General features: G+C 43.7%; 13 protein-coding genes. 9 read left to right on the top strand and 4 right to left on the bottom strand.

What is annotated here, in order from left to right:
* Positions 1-3: 3 nt before the first annotated feature.
* From QOL74_RS00190 to QOL74_RS00180, 3 genes are read left to right on the top strand one after another with little or no spacing between them, the layout of a single operon-like run.
* The gene (locus QOL74_RS00190) at positions 4-1,065 is read left to right on the top strand and encodes a sodium:calcium antiporter (RefSeq protein WP_283407407.1); all 1,062 of its coding nucleotides are present in this window, start codon (positions 4-6) and stop codon (positions 1,063-1,065) included.
* Positions 1,066-1,113: 48 nt separating this feature from the next.
* Positions 1,114-2,697, top strand: coding sequence for an NAD(P)H-hydrate dehydratase (locus QOL74_RS00185; RefSeq protein WP_283407406.1), 1,584 nt, complete (start codon positions 1,114-1,116; stop codon positions 2,695-2,697).
* Complete coding sequence (locus QOL74_RS00180) at positions 2,678-3,718, top strand: serine hydrolase domain-containing protein (RefSeq protein WP_283407405.1); 1,041 nt, start codon at positions 2,678-2,680, stop codon at positions 3,716-3,718. Before QOL74_RS00185 ends, QOL74_RS00180 begins: the two co-directional genes overlap by 20 nt.
* Before the next feature lie 72 nt (positions 3,719-3,790).
* Here the strand turns inward: QOL74_RS00180 and QOL74_RS00175 are convergent, their stop codons facing one another.
* The 4 genes from QOL74_RS00175 to QOL74_RS00160 are packed head-to-tail and all read right to left on the bottom strand — an operon-like array spanning position 3,791 to position 6,190.
* Positions 3,791-4,123: a 4a-hydroxytetrahydrobiopterin dehydratase gene (locus QOL74_RS00175; protein ID WP_283407404.1), complete on the bottom strand. Its 333-nt coding sequence runs from the start codon at positions 4,121-4,123 to the stop codon at positions 3,791-3,793.
* 48 nt (positions 4,124-4,171) lie between these two features.
* Positions 4,172-4,678: a ferritin-like domain-containing protein gene (locus tag QOL74_RS00170; RefSeq protein WP_283407403.1), complete on the bottom strand. Its 507-nt coding sequence runs from the start codon at positions 4,676-4,678 to the stop codon at positions 4,172-4,174.
* 41 nt (positions 4,679-4,719) lie between these two features.
* Positions 4,720-5,169, bottom strand: a complete 450-nt coding sequence (locus QOL74_RS00165) for a hypothetical protein (protein ID WP_283407402.1) — start codon at positions 5,167-5,169, stop codon at positions 4,720-4,722.
* Between the two features lie 25 nt (positions 5,170-5,194).
* Positions 5,195-6,190 carry a dihydroorotate dehydrogenase-like protein gene (locus QOL74_RS00160; protein WP_283407401.1) on the bottom strand — a complete coding sequence of 332 codons (996 nt, stop codon included), beginning with the start codon at positions 6,188-6,190 and terminating at the stop codon, positions 5,195-5,197.
* 186 nt (positions 6,191-6,376) lie between these two features.
* Between QOL74_RS00160 and QOL74_RS00155 the strand changes: the two genes are divergently transcribed.
* The 6 genes from QOL74_RS00155 (at position 6,377) to phrB (ending at position 14,546) form a co-directional block, all read left to right on the top strand.
* On the top strand, positions 6,377-7,351 hold the full coding sequence (locus QOL74_RS00155) for a DnaJ C-terminal domain-containing protein (RefSeq protein WP_283407400.1): 975 nt from the start codon (positions 6,377-6,379) through the stop codon (positions 7,349-7,351).
* Positions 7,352-7,416: 65 nt separating this feature from the next.
* A complete protein-coding gene (clpB, locus tag QOL74_RS00150) occupies positions 7,417-10,023 on the top strand; it encodes an ATP-dependent chaperone ClpB (protein WP_283407399.1) in 2,607 nt (868 codons plus the stop codon).
* A 138-nt stretch (positions 10,024-10,161) separates the two neighbouring features.
* Complete coding sequence (gene amrS, locus QOL74_RS00145; protein WP_283407398.1) at positions 10,162-11,001, top strand: AmmeMemoRadiSam system radical SAM enzyme; 840 nt, start codon at positions 10,162-10,164, stop codon at positions 10,999-11,001.
* A 44-nt stretch (positions 11,002-11,045) separates the two neighbouring features.
* Positions 11,046-12,401 carry an AmmeMemoRadiSam system protein A gene (gene amrA / locus QOL74_RS00140; RefSeq protein ID WP_283407397.1) on the top strand — a complete coding sequence of 452 codons (1,356 nt, stop codon included), beginning with the start codon at positions 11,046-11,048 and terminating at the stop codon, positions 12,399-12,401.
* Positions 12,402-12,418: 17 nt separating this feature from the next.
* Positions 12,419-13,165 (top strand): undecaprenyl phosphate translocase family protein, encoded by a 747-nt coding sequence (locus QOL74_RS00135; protein WP_283407396.1) that lies wholly within the window; start codon positions 12,419-12,421, stop codon positions 13,163-13,165.
* A 16-nt stretch (positions 13,166-13,181) separates the two neighbouring features.
* Positions 13,182-14,546: a deoxyribodipyrimidine photo-lyase gene (gene phrB, locus QOL74_RS00130; RefSeq protein ID WP_283407395.1), complete on the top strand. Its 1,365-nt coding sequence runs from the start codon at positions 13,182-13,184 to the stop codon at positions 14,544-14,546.
* Positions 14,547-14,559: the final 13 nt, after the last annotated feature.

Genomic DNA, 14,559 nt, shown 5'->3' with positions numbered 1-14,559 from the left:
TTAATGGAATATATTTGGTTTATGGTAAGTGCAATACTGGTTATTTTGGCAGGAAACCGCCTTTCTGCCCATGGTGACTCCCTGGCGGCGCACACAAAGCTCGGGCATGGCTTAGTGGGTGGTATTCTAATAGCGAGTGTCACCAGTCTGCCAGAACTAGCCAGCAGCATTTCAGCAGCCATGATTGGCGCTCCAGATATTGCTTTTGGTAATGTGTATGGCAGCAATGCCTTTAACCTGATGATACTTGCCATCGTTGATTTGTTTCAAGGAAAAGGCAGTTTACTTCAAATTGTCAGAGATAGTCATATTCTAACGGCAATGTTTGGTATATTGCTTACAGGAATCAGCATGCTTGCCATATGGATCACACCTTATGAAGTTTTTAATATCACCATTGGATGGGTAAGCGGTTATAGCATTTTGATAATGCTTCTTTATCTTTTCTCTGCGTTTTTAATGGTTCGCTATGAAGAAAAGACAAGAGTGCGATTACCTGAAGAACCAAAGATCGAGACAGAAAAAGACCAGGATCTGGAGCTTCCTGACTTCACTTCTGATAAACATCAGGCTGTTCAAGGGAAAAATGCTTTTAAAAAAGCGGTGAAAGGCTTTATTTTCTCGGGGATTGTCATTGTGGCAGCAGGAATATTATTATCTGTCAATGCAGATGTTATTGCAAGAAATACAGGATTAGGGCAAACTTTTGTGGGCACCTTGCTGGTGGCAGGAGCAACCTCTCTGCCAGAATTGGTGGCTGCCATTGCAGCCATCCGCATCGGGGCCTATGACATGGCAGTGGGAAATGTTTTGGGGAGCAATATCTTTAATATTCTTATTTTAGTTGTGACAGATATGGCATATATGTCTGGATCCGTGTATCAAGTTGTCAGTATGCAACACATTTTAACTGCTGGTACTGCGATGATTTTGAGCAGTATTGCAGTAATCGGACTCTTTTATCGCTCCAAGCGAACAATCCTTACCTTGGGATGGGATACAGTCGCAATTCTGATCGGATATGTTACCATGATGTTTGCGCTGTTCAAGATATCTGTAAAATAATTGAACTGAGCAAGCGCTACAATGCCAGTGATTGCGGAGGTGATTGCCATGAAAATACTGACGAGTCAACAAATGAAACAAGTTGATGATACGGCCATCAGAGAATATATGATGCCCAGCGTACTGCTCATGGAGAGGGCAGCAATGGCAATAGCGGTTGCAGGTAAAAAAATGTTGACATTTGAAGGACTTTCAGGCGTGCTCATATGTTGTGGGCCAGGCAACAATGGCGGTGATGGATTGGCTGCAGCCCGACACTTTCATGAGATGGGTATTCCTGTTCGAATCTTATTGTTGGCAGCTCCAGAAACGTTTACTCATGATACCCTGGCAAACTATCACATGGCCTTGAAGTGGGGATTGGAGACTGAGTTCTATGAGGATCGAAAGGATCAGTTGGAAGCGCTGGAAAACTGGCAGTCGGGCCAGTTTTTAATTGTTGATGCCATTTTGGGCACTGGCTTATCCCGTCAGGTTTCAGGGAGGGCCTATAACCTCATTCAATGGATCAATCGGCACCCCTCACCTGTTCTTGCGGTGGATATTCCCTCGGGGATACATGGAGATACGGGGAAGGTGATGGCAATAGCAGTAGATGCCACTAAAACCGTTTCTTTTGGATTGCCGAAAGTGGGAAATGTGTGTTTTCCGGGAGCTGAGTACAATGGCAGTCTTTCAGTGGCAGATATAGGGTTGCCGCCCGAGCTGCTGATAAAAGCACCCTGTGTTGCCCGTCGTCTTTCAGTGGCAGACATTATAGATTTATTACCGGACAGACCCCGAAACGCACATAAAGGAACTTTTGGCAGCCTGCTTGTCATCGCTGGCAGCACCGGCTATACTGGCGCTGCTATCATGGCTGTTCGTGGAGCACTTCTCAGTGGTACTGGACTTATTAATATTGCGGTGAAGGAATCTCTGAATCACATTTTTGAACAGACGTTGTGGGAGGCCATCACAACTCCACTGAAAGAAGGGGAGGACGGTGGGTTTTCCGCTGAAGGGATCAAACGGATGCATGAGCAAAAATCCAGGTCTCAAGCAGTGGTTGCAGGACCTGGCTGGGGAAGCGGCAAAGGGTGGTCTGAAGTGCTTGAAGGTCTGTTGTCACAGGCAGATTGTCCAATGGTGCTGGATGCAGATGCACTTAATTTACTGGTGGGCCGTCTGCATTGGCTAAAAGAGTTAAAATCGCCGGTGATCATCACGCCGCACCCTGGTGAAATGGCACGGTTGACAGGTATGAGTATTGAAGCTGTCAATAATAACCGGTTGAAGACTGCCCTGGAAGCCGCAAAACAATGGGGCGTTCATGTGGTTTTAAAAGGAGCGGGTACCATCATTGCCTCACCCGACGGCAAAGCTGTGATCAACTCAACGGGAAATGAAGGAATGGCAAAAGCAGGAAGTGGAGATGTGCTTGCCGGGATAGTGGGTTCTTTACTGGCACAGGGAATGCAAGCTTTTCAGGCAGCGGCAGTGGCCTGCTGGATTCATGGAAAAGCTGGTGATGTGGCGGCAGATGTCATTGGAAAGCGCTCAATAACTGCAGTTGATATCATAAACGCTTTACCGGAGGTCTATCGCCGGCTGGAGACGAGGGAGGGATTCAATGAAAACCATGCAGGATAACATCGTCAAAGAGATAGACCAGATGATCAAAGATCAGATGTATTATCGCGATATTCCTGGCCTGTCTATTGGAATTGTATTGAATCACGAACTAAAACTGCAAAAAGGTTACGGCTGGGCTGATTATGCATTGAACAAAGAAATGTCGGCGGATGCAATATTTCATATGGCATCGATATCCAAGCTTTTTACTGCAACTGCGGTCATGCAGCTTGTGGAGCAAAGAGTGCTGGATCTCAACAAACCCTTCATCAGGTATCTTCCAGATTTCAAACCAGAACAGCCCATGGTAAACGAAATTACACTGAAGCAAATGTTGAGTCACACTTCAGGCATGCCCGATTGCGATGATTACGAATGGGAACTTGCCCGAGAGGATGAAGCTGCTCTCCATGAATATGTGATGAGTCAGACTGATATTTCCTTGGTGTCACAACCAGGCGAGCGCTTTAATTACAGCAATATCGCCTATGAAATACTTGGTGATATTGTCAGGTACCAGTCAGGCATCTCATTTGATGATTATTGCTGGCAATACCTATTGAATCCACTGGAGATGAAATCCAGTCACTTTATCATGAAAATGGTGGATCAGCAACGCCTGGTAAGTCCGCATATCAAGGATGACGATAACAAGATCAGGGTGAGCCCTGTTTTTCCTTACAACAGGGCTCATGGGCCCAGTTCTACTCTTTACTCCACAGTTGAAGAGCTGAGCCGATTCGCTTGTTCCATGATGACTTTATGGCAGCGCAAACACTCACCAGTGCTGAAATACAATACATTAATGACAATGTTAACACCTGAGGCGAAAATAAAAGAAGAGGAACAGATTGGTCTGGGATGGTTTATTAGTCAGTATGATCAGCAAACATTCTATGGGCATGAAGGTAATGATATTGGCTTTCGCACCACTTTTGCGATGATTCCATCGAAAGGGTTGGCGATTATAGTGCTGGCAAATCTGCAAACAGCGTCAACCCGTAAAATCATGAGAGGAATCTATGATATTATCTCTTAAAACAATGCCTCTGATTATGAGCAAAGTGACAACCGCTCATTATCAGAGGCATTCGCTATTAGTGGAAAGCTTTTAAGAAAGCATGCGGTCAATTTTAGCTGCAAAAACGAAATCCGCATCGCTTAAACCATCAATCTTATGTGTATAAAGAGTCAGAACCACCTTGCCCCATGACAATGCGATATTGGGATGATGACCTTCGTCTTCAGCCAGCTGGCCGATTTTATTGGTGAAATCCAAAGCCTGCTGAAAGTTTTTAAACGTAAAGGCTCGTTCCAAATGATGATTATTTACCAGAATCCATTGAGAGTCAAGCTGTTCGAGAAAAGTTTTCAGCTCATCACCGGCAAGGGGAGGAGTCCCTAAGCTGCAAGGTAAACATTTGAGGTCAGCAAGTTCAGGCACCAGCTAACACCTCCTTTAGATATACCAACGACTGGGTGTCTTATGTGATTAGAATGGAGAAAATCCTTGTTCAAACCAATTCGCTTCCATAGCCTTTCGGTACTCGTTGTAAAACACTCTTCGATGTTCATTCTCCCATTCAAAAAGCGCTTGGAGTGTCTGTTTTCCAACTTCGTCAGACACCTGATCCATGGCCTTTTTATAGAACTCAGCAAAATCATTTTCAATAAGATAGGCCATTCTCAAGACAGATAAGTCTGATAAACTGTGCTTGGTATCACCTGGCGCGATTTTTTCGCGTTGGCTTCTATTCTCGAAAAGACCGGGATCCATATCAGCGGTAAGGCTTTCGATAGGCAACCAAGTGCCATCCTTGTCAAGTTGTTGATACTGTTTCTCAAGAATTTCGTAATGTTCTCTTTCTGTTTCGGCTAATACTTCAAACCATTTTTTGGCTTCGGGATGATCCACCTGATCCGCAAAGCTTTCGTAGAACTTCTGCCCCTGTTTTTCCATGTTCATTGCAAAGGCTATGATTTCTTTTGAATTCTTCATAAACAGACCTCCTGTCAGTATCGAACAAATTGATGTTTAAATCATTGCACTGTGATCCGGTCAAGAAAAACGCCGTTGGACTCTAATCCCATGTCTTCTGTCAAAATTGATTGAATAGAAGCCTGCATTTGATCTAACATCAATGGCTCCAGTAAGGCATCAGGAGAATAACGATTCATCTCACTGGATATCAGAGAACGGATCTGCGCATCATTGGCTTCGGAGGCTTGAAGGTGGCGTCGTTGATTAAAAGACAACACGAATGTCATTTTCACATAAGCAGCCCTTCCGCCGCTGTCGGGAGCAGTTTGTGTCAAGATGGTGATGGGCTGGCTGTAATATTTAACTGATGGGTCACTGCCCGTGATAGATCGGTCATTAGTGGATGCTCCTGTTAAAAAAACAATAATGCCAGCCATAAGTATTATCAGGAGCGCGATCACCAGCACCACTATCGATTCTTGTTTTCTTTTAAGATGATCAGATCCCATAGGTTTATCTTCCCTTTAGAGTACTTTAAAAGAGGGTACCTTTTTTCAACAACATTTCGATATATTGAACACGTTCGTAAGCCCATGGATCCTGTTGCTTTTTCTTACTCATTTTACCACGAAAATCGTTAATAGTTTGATAACCCTTCAACTCCATCCACTTTTCAAGACCAGCCACCATCTCCTGAACATAAGGAATACCATTTTTATACAGTGTGCTAACAATTTGGACAGAAGATGCGCCTGCAAGAAGTGCCTCAATGACGTCCTCATCATCGAGCACACCTTTACTCATTGTGACAGGACACTTAATTCGATCACTAAGAAGTGCTGTCCAGCGAAGAGAAAGCAAATGATCGCCTGGTTGACTGAAGGAAAAAGTCGCAGATTCTTGTTCTGATATAATATCAATTTCAGGCTGAAAGAAGCGATTAAATAATGTTACTCCATCTGCTCCGGCCTCTTCCAGAGCGGTGACGAAATTTGTCAGATGTGTGTAGTAAGGGCTGAGTTTGACGCCTACTGGAATGGAAACAGCGTCCTTGACAGCTTTAAGAGCATTGAGTTGACCAGTTTCCAACTCTTCAGCAGAGACTTCACTGTGTACTGGGAGAGAGTAGAAGTTAAGTTCCAAACCGTCTACACCAGTGGCGGCAATATCCTTTGCATACTGCACCCATCCTTCAGTTGTAACCGCATTAAGACTGGCAATTACAGGAACGCTGACACTTTTTTTTATTTTTTCGATCATCATTAAATGTTCTTTATCTCCGGCGTGTTCCAAGTGTGGGTAATGAGTTAGCATTTCGGCATGCAAATCATTATAACGTTCAAGCGATTCATCCAACTGGAATTTTTCAAGTTGGATGGCTTCCTCAAATAAGGACTTGATGACGATGGCAGCAATACCTGCGTTTTCCAGTTCTTTCACCTTTTCTGACCGAGCGGTCAACGAGCAGGCCCCAGCTACCAGGGGATTTTTGAGGGGAATGCCATACAAATTGCTTTGAAGCTGACTCATTAATATCCCTCCTAATGGATGATTCTTGTTTCGCGGAAAAACATGTCATATCTGAATACTACCTCAAAATTAAAACGTTAAACAGGCGATGGATTATCTATTGATTTCACTGAAAAAAATGGTATAATAAAACAAAAGGTCAAAGATAGTCAAATGATATCTCGGCTTAATAAGGAGGTGGGTCAATTGCAATATAAAGATTATTATAAAACTCTTCAGGTTCAAGAAACAGCAGATCAGAATACGATCAAACAAGCATATCGTAGTTTGGCTAAAAAATACCATCCGGATGGGCATCATGGAGATCAACTCATGGCAAATAAATTCAAGGAAATAAATGAAGCCTATGAAGTGTTGGGAAACTCTGAGAAAAGGCAAAAATATGATTATATTAGAAACCAATCCTCCGGAACACATGGGACGGCATTTGATCCATCTCAGTTCGGATATCAGTTTTCAAAAAAACGAAAAAAGCAAAACGATGGAAATGATTCAGGATTTAGTGATTTTTTTGATGCGTTTTTTGGCAGTGAGATGAATGGCGGATATCGTTTCGATAGTTTCTATTCGTCAGCACCGTTTCAATCCTATAGGACAGCGGATGGAAATAATACAAAACAATTTGCTGGTGCTGCAACAGATACGACAGCAGTCCTTCAGCTGACATTGGCCGAAGCCTTTCATGGCGTCAAAAAGAATATTATTCTTCGCAATGGGGCAGATGAAAAAACGTTGCAGGTTAAGGTTCCTGCCGGGGTTCTATCTGGAGAAAAACTGAAGCTTGAGGGAGAGGGAGGTCACGCTGAGGAGTCTCTTCAACAGGGCGATCTGTACCTGCAGATTGAAATAAAGGAAAATGATGCCGAAAAGCTCGATGGATTAAATATAATTCAAAAACTTCCGGTAACCGTTTGGGAGGCTGCGCTAGGCGGCAGTATAAAAATCAATACACTTTCTGGTCCTCTGCGTTTTACGCTCCCTCCATCCACTTCAAGTGGGAAAACATTTCGGGTAAAGGGAAAAGGATTCAAAAACCGCAAAGGGGAGACAGGAGATTTATTGCTGGCAGTGGAAATCAAATTACCTACGACTTTTTCTTTAAAAGAAAAAGATCACTTTGCTGCACTGAAAGATCTTTCGACATTTAACCCCCGCTCGTAGAAGGTGAACGACGAAACTCAGCGAACTAACCATTTGAAATCATTAAACCCGGAGGAGGTTTTACGATGCAAGTTGAAAAATTGACACAAAAATCCAGAGAAGCTCTTGGTCTTGCTCAGGAGATTGCATTGCGGCATGCTCATCCGCAAATCGATGGTGAACATTTGCATATGGCTCTGTTAACCCAGGAACATGGTTTGATTGTTACTATTCTGAAAGAAATGAATATCAACTGCCACCAACTAATTGGCGAACTTCAGCAAGAGCTTGATAAGCTGCCTTCAGTTCATGGGGGCGATGCACAGCTCTATGCGTCTCGCAGATTAAACACGCTACTTGTTAAGGCCCAGGACCAGGCCCGCAGATATCAGGATGAATATGTGGCGGTGGAGCACTTGTATCTGGCTCTTCTTGATGAAACAGATACACCGTCTGCCCAAATGATTTCTCGGGCTGGCATTACCAGAGATGGTTTTCTTAAAGGATTGCAAAATATGCGGGGAGGTCAACGCGTCACAAGTGAAAATCCTGAAGAAAACTATCAGGCGCTGGAAAAATATGGTCGCGACTTAAATGAACTGGCTCGACGGGGAAAACTCGACCCGGTTATTGGACGCGATGGAGAAATTCGAAGAGTGATACGCATCCTATCGCGGCGAACAAAAAATAATCCTGTGTTAATTGGCGAACCAGGGGTGGGGAAAACAGCCATTGCAGAAGGTCTAGCTCAACGAATTGTCAAGGGGGATGTACCGGAAGGTCTGAAGAATAGGACGATTTTTTCCCTTGATTTAGGTGCTCTTATTGCAGGAGCCAAATATAGAGGTGAGTTTGAGGAGCGGCTGAAGGCTGTATTAAAAGAAATTTCTGAATCAGATGGACGCATCATTCTTTTTGTTGATGAAATCCATAACATTGTTGGTGCCGGCAAAGCAGAAGGAGCAATGGACGCTGGCAATATTCTAAAGCCAATGCTGGCCCGGGGAGAGCTCCATTGTATAGGAGCAACAACATTGGACGAATATCGACAGCACATCGAAAAAGATGCTGCACTGGAAAGAAGATTTCAAAAGGTATTGGTTGATCCACCGACTGTAGAAGATACAATTTCCATTCTGAGAGGATTAAAAGAACGATTTGAAATACACCACGGTGTGCGCATCACCGACCAGGCCATTGTTGCCTGCGCCTTGCTTTCAGACCGATATATTTCAGACAGGTTTCTTCCGGATAAAGCCATTGACTTAATGGATGAGGCGGCTGCCATGATTAGAACAGAAATCGACAGCATGCCTTCTGAGCTGGATGAGTTACAGCGGCGCACCATGCAGCTGGAAATAGAACGGGAGGCGTTACTAAAAGAAAAAGACACAAACTCCCGTGAACGGTTAAGGGAACTGGAAACAGAGATCGTACAAGTGAAAGAGCAGGGTGAGCAGTTGGATCTTCGATGGAAACAGGAAAAAGAAGTGCTGCAGCAGGAAAAGCAGTTAAAGGAAATAATAGAAGCAACCCGAATGGCTGTCGAAGCAGCTGAACGGAAATATGATCTGGAAACACTTGCTCGACTTAAATACGGCGAACTGCCTGAGCTCGAGAAAAAATTGGAAGCACAGCAGCTAAAATTGGAACATTACGATAATCAGAGGATGATTAAAGAAGAAGTAACAGCAGAAGAAATCAGTCAGATCGTTTCCCGCTGGACAGGAATTCCTGTGACGCGTTTGATGGAAAGTGAACGGGAGAAAATATTATCTCTGGATCAAGTACTGCACCAAAGAGTGATAGGCCAGAATGAGGCTGTGGAAGCAGTCAGAGATGCAGTGATTCGGGCACGAGCCGGTTTAAAAGATCCCAAACGGCCCATTGGCTCATTTTTATTTCTTGGTCCTACAGGTGTGGGGAAAACTGAATTAGCCAAAGCCCTTGCAGCTGCACTTTTTGATACTGAAAATAATTTAATTCGAATCGACATGAGTGAGTACATGGAAAAATTTGCAGTCTCTAGACTGATTGGAGCTCCTCCTGGGTATGTAGGCTATGAAGAAGGTGGACAACTAACAGAAGCAGTGAGGCGCAAACCGTATAGTGTCATTCTTTTTGATGAAATTGAAAAAGCACATCCTGAAGTGTTTCATATGCTGTTACAGCTGTTGGATGACGGTCGATTGACTGATAGTCAGGGGCACACTGTAGATTTTAAAAATACGATTCTGATTATGACATCCAACATTGGAAGCCAGCTAATTCTTCGGGATTTGGAAATGAATGGCAATCTCACAGATGCCACTCGGGAAGCGATCCATCGAGAGCTGCAGCAATATTTTCGGCCAGAGCTGTTGAATCGTATCGACGAAACAGTTATCTTCAAAGCCCTTACCCAAAATGAAATTGATGCAATTATCGATATGTCAATGAATGAAATTGAGCACAGGCTGAAGGAACACCATTTAACGATTCATCTTGAAGACTCTGCCAGGAAACACATTATGGAGAATGCATATTCTCCCACATATGGTGCGCGCCCCATCAAACGATATATTCAGAAACAATTGGAGACGGGTATTGGACGTGCTCTGCTTGACGGAACAATTATTTACAAAGATCAGATATTGATTCGTGAAAAGGAAAATCGGCTGGTGATCGAAAGCAAAAGGGGATTGGAAGGATAGATACCTGCTTCAATCAGCAGATGATCAGCCCATCACGATTAAGTGGTGATCATTTGTGAGTATTTGCAACTCAATCACAATTCATCTGAATGAAAAGGCAGTGAAAGGGAATGAATATGGTAAAAGGGGAGGGTAAAAATGAAACCCGCCGAATTTTCCAGGTTTATTTCCGGGGATGTCATGTGCATGCTTTGCCCCCATCACTGCCGTTTAGTTCTGGGTGAAACAGGACTATGTCGTGTGAGGCGTCACGAACCTGAAGGGTTGGTGAGTCTGAGTTATGGCAAAATAAGCAGCATTCAAATTGATCCAATTGAAAAAAAGCCTCTTGCACATTTTATGAGTGGAACTGAAACTTATTCGATTGGTAGTTATGGATGTCAGCTTCGATGCCCATATTGTCAGAACTATCATTTAGCCGTGGAAATACCAAAGCTTTGGAAAATCACCCCGCAAACCGTCATTGAACAAGCTTTGCAGGCTGGAACTCCCAGTATCTCCTACACATATAACGAACCGCTTATCAACTACGAATTTGTCAAAGAAACTGCCACTCTTGCCAAAGAAGCAGGCTTATGCAACATACTTGTCACAAATGGGTATATTAATCCAGAACCGCTCAAGCTATTATTACCAACAATTGATGCTATGAACATAGACATCAAGTCTTTTCGGGATCGAACCTACCGGCAAATGTGTGGCGGCATGCTGAAACCAGTACTGGAGACAGTTAAAACGGCAAACAAAAGCTGCCATGTTGAAGTTACCACATTACTTGTAACGAAGATGCATACACTGGAGGAATTGGAAGAGCTCGTGGATTGGATTGCTCATATATCTACTGATATTCCACTGCATGTGAGCCGTTACTTTCCCCGCTATCGATGGCATGAGCCCCCGACAAATCTGAACTGGGTGTACCAGGTTGTTGAGATGGCAAAAAGAAAACTGACTCACGTCTATGCAGGCAATTGTTGATATAATTGTTGATAATGATTCGATGAGCTGAAAGGAGCATGGAGATGCCTCCAATTATTGGGACAGCCTTTTTACCACATCCTCCCATTATTATACCTGCCATTGGAAAAGGCGAAGAAATATTAGCACATAAAACTTTGAAAGGGATCGAGCAGATTGCAAGTATTATATCTGATTTGGAAATTGACACCATAGTTGTGCTGACACCTCATGGAACTACAAATCAACAGCCGGTCACTGTCAATGGAGGACAACCGCTCTCTGGAAACCTTGGCACTTTTGGTCATGCTGAGGTGGAGCTGCATTATCAGAACAATCTTGAACTAGTACAAGTGTTGGTATCCGCCCTTCAAAATGAAGGGTTTTATCTCGAAAAAACAATCATGCCACTCGATCACGGTGCAGTTGTACCGCTCTTTTTTATTGGACAGCAACCGGCAGTTAATATTTACAACATAAGGCTGATTCATATGGCAGTAAACAGCATCGACTATAATGAAGTGTTTTGCATGGGAAAAATAATGGGAGCGGTGCTCCATTCTCATGCTTTAAAGGTGCTGATTTTAGCAAGCGGCGATTTGTCACACAGACTCAAGGAAACAGGTCCTTATGGGTATCATCCGGCGGGGCCTGTTTTTGATCAGAAAGTGGCAGAATCATTTAAGAACAATCGGCTGGATGACTTATCGAGCATACCTGGTGATTTAATGCAACTGGCAGGACAGTGTGGACTTGGACCTTTTATCATGGCAACAGGTATGATGAATCACCTTGAAATTGAAACGACCCTTTTTTCCTATGAAGCTCCTTTTGGAGTTGGTTATTTGTGTGGAATGGCAGTAGTTAAAGCACAACTGGTACACCCTGCTGTTTGGCTTGCCACTGAAGCCGTCAAACACTGGCTGACAAAGAAAGTCAAGCTTGATATAAACCGGGCATTGAAGGCTGAAAAATCTTTGCAGAAGAGTGAGTTCTGGATGGAAGCAAGGCAACGTCAGGCTGGCGTTTTTGTATCGCTTCATCACGAGGGAATTCTGAGAGGATGCATTGGAACCATACAGGCGACTACCGGCTGCATTGGGGAAGAAATTATTATGAATGCTATTCAATCAGCCACATCGGATCCCCGGTTTTCTCCATTATCACTGGAAGAATTGGAGGGGTTGGAAGTAAAAGTGGATGTTCTGGGAGATATGGAACTGGTAACAGATGATATGGAGTTGAATGTACAAAAATATGGTATCATGGTAGAATCAGGCTATAAACGTGGCGTACTGCTACCAGCTCTTGAAGGAATCAACTCGGTTGAACAACAACTATCCATAGTGCTTGAAAAAGCGGGTATTCTTCAGGGAGAGTCTTATGTTTTGAAGCGCTTTATCGTGTCACGATATCAATAACACCACGGGGTGACGAAATGATTTCTTGGTTGAAAGGTGTGTTGCTTGGTTTTATCATGGTACTGCCTGGGATGAGTGGCGGTACCGTCTTTGTTATTTTTGGGATATACGAGCAACTTGTTCATGATTTGGTACATCTAAAGTTGAAGCCCTATCTGCCATTATTAGGTGGTGTTATCGCAGGGATTTTCATTAGTGGCTCACTGTTCTCTTACTTTTTTGAGATTTTCAGAAACGAAACAGCTGCTTTTTTGCTGGGTTGTTTGCTGGCCTCCATTCGGGCAGTACTGCGCTGTTGTCCTATTGTAACCGAGAGGCGCATCATCTCCATGGGGTTTGGAGTCATTGCCGGTTTTGCCCTTGGAGCAGATCCCATCGGGTATGCCACATCGGTTGAAGAAGTTGGAATTATCTACCTGTTTATTGCAGGCGCTTTGGCAAGTGCAACAATGGTTTTGCCTGGGCTTCCCGGAAGTTCAGTGCTCATTTTGATGGGCATTTATGATACTGTACTGATTTATTTGAGCGAGCTGATATGGGGACGATTGTTGGTATTTGGCGCTGGGAGCCTTGCGGGCATGTTTTTATTGGTCAATATGCTGGAAACTTTTTATGCCCGTCACCGTGCGATCATTTCATACTTTTTTGCCGGATTAATACTAGGGTCTTCCAGAGCTTTGATTCCAAATGAATTTAACTGGCTTATACTTCCTCTGTTTTTGTCGGGTTTTGTGAGCGTATGGGTTTGGAGTGGCAAATCTTGACAAGTGGGTGAGGTGGATGAAAGAACGAATTAGAGTACTGCAAGCGGATCAGGATATTAAGAAGAGCCGCCGTGGGCCGGTGGTTTTCTGGATGAGCAGAGATCAGAGGGCTGAAGATCATTGGGGACTCATTTATGCCCGTGGGCAGGCAGAAATTTTACGCACCTTCTTAGTAGTTGTTTTCTGTATAGCGCCAAACTATCTTCTGGCGAAACAGTCCCATTATCATTTTATGATTCAGGGGTTAAAAGAAGTAGCAGTTGATCTTGAGAACAAAGGGATTCCTTTCCATGTCATTCAGGGTAAGCCACAGGTTTGCATGCCGAAACTGATTTCCGAGTGGGATGCCTCCATGCTGGTGATGGATTTTAATCCTCTGAGGATTAAGCGAGACTGGGAAAATCAGATTACTGAAGCAGTTGATTGCGCAGTACATCAGGTTGACAGCCATAATATTGTCCCCTGCTGGAAAGCGTCAGATAAATTGGAATATGCGGCCTATACATTTCGACCACGCATCATGAAAAAACTAAAAGAGTACATGACGGACTATCCGCCGGTTGCTTCTCAAAAAGTATCTGGTGAGTGGTTTGTTAAACAGAACTGGGAGTGGATGATAGAAGCGAGGAACCCGGAAAAAAAGACATTTCATTTCCAATCAGGCAAAAAAGCGGCTTTCGCTCAATTAAAGCGATTTCTCGAGCGGGGTATTCATCAGTACGGTAAAGAAAGTAATCAGCCTTTGAGTGATGCAGTGTCGCGATTGTCTCCAAGTATTCATTTTGGGCAAATTTCCACTCAAAGAATTGCACTTGAAATTATCAAAAGTGAAGTTGAGGGCATTCATCAGGAGGCTTTTCTTGAACAGTTGATAGTCCGCCGGGAACTATCAGATAATTTCTGTTTTTATCAGCCTTTATACGACCAGCCAGCAGCTTTTCCCCGATGGGCCAGAGAAACACTCAGCCAACATGAAAATGATCAACGTGAGTATCTTTACACGAGAGAGGAACTGGAGTCGGCTGCTACTCATGATATGCTCTGGAATGCAGCACAACTTGAAATGAAATGGACCGGTTATCTCCATGGGTACTTGAGAATGTACTGGGCTAAAAAAATATTGGAATGGTCACCTGATGCAGCGACGGCTCAGCAAGTGGCGATATACTTGAATGATACCTACTTGTTGGACGGAAGAGACCCTAATGGCTACGCGGGTATTGCATGGAGCATTGGCGGAGTGCATGATCGTGCATGGGCAGAAAGATCAGTTTTTGGTAAAATTCGATATATGAACAGCCAGGGTTGTCGTCGGAAATTTGATATAGAGGCTTACATCACCGGTGTTTTGAAGGGAATAGAAGAAGCGAAAGTAAAGTAACGGGGGAATCATC

Source organism: Anoxynatronum buryatiense, assembly GCF_900182905.1.
GTDB classification, from domain to species: domain Bacteria; phylum Bacillota; class Clostridia; order Peptostreptococcales; family Tindalliaceae; genus Anoxynatronum; species Anoxynatronum buryatiense.
Note: the sequence above shows the minus strand (reverse complement) of the source record. Positions and strands in the feature narration are given on the sequence as shown.

What these genes read in the sequence shown, in the direction of transcription:
- QOL74_RS00190 (WP_283407407.1), top strand. Translation starts at nt 4, where the DNA reads ATGGAATATATTTGGTTTATGGTAAGTGCAATACTGGTTATTTTGGCA.
- QOL74_RS00185 (WP_283407406.1), top strand. Translation starts at nt 1,114, where the DNA reads ATGAAAATACTGACGAGTCAACAAATGAAACAAGTTGATGATACGGCC.
- QOL74_RS00180 (WP_283407405.1), top strand. Translation starts at nt 2,678, where the DNA reads ATGAAAACCATGCAGGATAACATCGTCAAAGAGATAGACCAGATGATC.
- QOL74_RS00170 (WP_283407403.1), bottom strand. Translation starts at nt 4,678, where the DNA reads ATGAAGAATTCAAAAGAAATCATAGCCTTTGCAATGAACATGGAAAAA.
- QOL74_RS00165 (WP_283407402.1), bottom strand. Translation starts at nt 5,169, where the DNA reads ATGGGATCTGATCATCTTAAAAGAAAACAAGAATCGATAGTGGTGCTG.
- QOL74_RS00160 (WP_283407401.1), bottom strand. Translation starts at nt 6,190, where the DNA reads ATGAGTCAGCTTCAAAGCAATTTGTATGGCATTCCCCTCAAAAATCCC.
- clpB (WP_283407399.1), top strand. Translation starts at nt 7,417, where the DNA reads ATGCAAGTTGAAAAATTGACACAAAAATCCAGAGAAGCTCTTGGTCTT.
- amrS (WP_283407398.1), top strand. Translation starts at nt 10,162, where the DNA reads ATGAAACCCGCCGAATTTTCCAGGTTTATTTCCGGGGATGTCATGTGC.
- amrA (WP_283407397.1), top strand. Translation starts at nt 11,046, where the DNA reads ATGCCTCCAATTATTGGGACAGCCTTTTTACCACATCCTCCCATTATT.
- QOL74_RS00135 (WP_283407396.1), top strand. Translation starts at nt 12,419, where the DNA reads ATGATTTCTTGGTTGAAAGGTGTGTTGCTTGGTTTTATCATGGTACTG.
- phrB (WP_283407395.1), top strand. Translation starts at nt 13,182, where the DNA reads ATGAAAGAACGAATTAGAGTACTGCAAGCGGATCAGGATATTAAGAAG.